General features: G+C 74.6%; 2 protein-coding genes. Both read left to right on the forward strand.

All coding sequences use genetic code 11. The features are described 5' to 3' along the window. Positions 1-318: 318 nt before the first annotated feature. Entirely contained in the window at positions 319-1,068 is a 750-nt protein-coding gene (locus tag K9U40_RS22675) for a S1 family peptidase (protein ID WP_282892356.1), read from the forward strand. A 2-nt stretch (positions 1,069-1,070) separates the two neighbouring features. Continuing rightward, a complete protein-coding gene (locus tag K9U40_RS22680; protein ID WP_282892357.1) occupies positions 1,071-2,027 on the forward strand; it encodes a lytic transglycosylase domain-containing protein in 957 nt (318 codons plus the stop codon). Positions 2,028-2,142 lie beyond the last annotated feature (115 nt).

Below are 2,142 nucleotides of genomic sequence, written 5' to 3' on the forward strand. Positions count from 1 at the left end.
TCTCCAGCCCTCCCCCGCACGCGGGAGAGGGTTCACGGGCGCGCGGGGACGGAGGCCCTTCTCTGAACCCGCAGCAATGCGGCCCCCTCTCCCGCGTGCGGGGGAGGGATGGAGAGGGGGGCAGGCCCCGGACTTTGCCGGATGCCGGGCGGCAGAGGCACCGCCAGATCCACCCCGACGACGGCGCAGGACCTGCGGTAAAGCTCAAGCCGGTACGGCCAAGGCAGCTGTGTCCGAACGGCATCGCGGTGCAGGGAAAGGAAATCGCCGCCGCCGCCCGCCATTGACGCTCCGTCCGGCGGGCGGCACAAACGGGGGATGATCGCCGCCCGCCTTTCCGCCCTCGCGCTCGTCGCGGCCCTCCTTGCACCGGGTGTGGCGCAGGCCATCGTGGGCGGGGCGCCGGCTCCGGCGGAGGTGGCGGCGCAGACGGTGCTCATCGTCTCCACCCGCGGCGCCTCCTGCACCGGAGCGGTGCTGGCGCCCGACCTCGTGCTCACCGCCGCCCATTGCGTGGCGCCGGCGGCGGACTATGCGGTGGCCATCGTGGGCGAGGGGCCGCCGAGGCTGGTGCCGGCGAAGCGCATCGCGCTGCATCCGCGCTTCGATGCCGGCCAGTTCCAGACCCGCCGCCCGACCCCCGACCTCGCCCTCGTGAAGCTCGCCGAGCCCCTGCCCGGTCGCTTCCGCACCGCCCGGCTGGCGGGCGCCGACGGCCTGCCCGAGAAGGGCACCGCCTTCCTCCTCGCCGGCTATGGCGTCGCCGCCGACGGCCAGACCCGGAGCGCCGGCACGCTGCGCACGGTGGCGCTGCCCTCCATCGGCACCACTGGAGGCATCATGGTGCGCCTCTCGGCGCCGGAGGGCGCGGCCGGCGCCTGCACCGGCGACAGTGGCGGACCGGCCTTCCGCGACGGGGCGGTGGCGGGCGTCACCGGCTGGGCCACCGGGCCGGGGGGCAGCCGCGGCTGCGGCGGCGTCACCGGCGTGACATTGGTGTCGCTCCATCGCGACTGGATCGAGGCCACGGCGAAAGGCCTCGGCAGCCCGCTCGGCAGCGGGAGGTAGGGATGGCGCCGGCGGCCGCATCGCCCTGTTGCAGGTGCGCCGGCCGGATCCTCGCTGTTGCGCTCGCCGCCCTTCTCGGCGCCGTGCCGGCCTTCAGCCAGAGCGCAGGCGAAGCCGCCCCGGACAAGCCGGCATCGACAGCGCCCGCTCCGCCCGATCCCGCGCCGCCAGCGCGGGGCGAAACGGTGGACCAGGCCATCTGCCGCCTCATCGACGCAGCGGCGGCGAAGGAGGGGCTTCCGGCCGCCTTCCTCACCCGCCTCATCTGGCGCGAAAGCTCGTTCCGCCCCCATGTGGTGAGCCACAAGGGCGCGCAGGGCATCGCCCAGTTCATGCCCGGCACGGCGAAGGAGCGCGGGCTCGAAAATCCGTTCGATCCGGAGGCGGCGATTCCGGCCTCGGCGGCGCTGCTCGCCGACCTCAACCGCCGCTTCGGCAATCTGGGTCTGGCGGCGGCGGCCTATAATGCCGGTCCCGGGCGCGTCTCGGGCTTCCTCAATGGCGGCGGCCTGCCGGAGGAGACGCGCACCTATGTGCGCATCATCACCGGGCGCCCCGCGGAGGACTGGGCCGCGCTGCGGCGGCAAGGTGCGGACAAAGCGAGCGAGGCACCGGCGCTCCCGCAGGAGGCCTGCCTCGCCACCGTCGCCGCCCTGCGCAAGGGCGCGCCGGTCCCGCTGGCGGGCGAGCCGGCCAACCCCCTGTTCGCGCCCTGGGGGGTGCAGATCTCCGGCAATTATTCGCGCGACATCGCCCTCGCCTCCTTCCGCCGGGAGGCGAGCCGGCATCCCGCCGTGTTCGCGGACCTGACCCCGGTGATCGTGGCGACGCGGGTGGGCGGGCGCGGCCCGCGCACCTTCTATCGCGTGCGCCTGCCGGCCCAGACCAGGGCCGAGGGCATGAAAACCTGCGACCGCCTGCGCAAGGCCGGCGGCGCCTGCCTGGTGCTGCCGAACTGAAGGGGGGCGGAGGACAGGATCGCCCTCGTCCGGTCGCAGCTCAGCCCCCTCTCCCGCATGCGGGGGAGGGGCTGTCTCTTATACCCATCTCCGAGCCCACGAGACTGCAGCTACA

The organism is Xanthobacter autotrophicus, from assembly GCF_030015065.1.
GTDB lineage: Bacteria > Pseudomonadota > Alphaproteobacteria > Rhizobiales > Xanthobacteraceae > Xanthobacter > Xanthobacter autotrophicus_D.

Excerpts from the sequence above, each read along its gene's own strand:
- K9U40_RS22675 (WP_282892356.1), top strand. The coding sequence starts at position 319 with ATGATCGCCGCCCGCCTTTCCGCCCTCGCGCTCGTCGCGGCCCTCCTT.
- K9U40_RS22680 (WP_282892357.1), top strand. The coding sequence starts at position 1,071 with ATGGCGCCGGCGGCCGCATCGCCCTGTTGCAGGTGCGCCGGCCGGATC.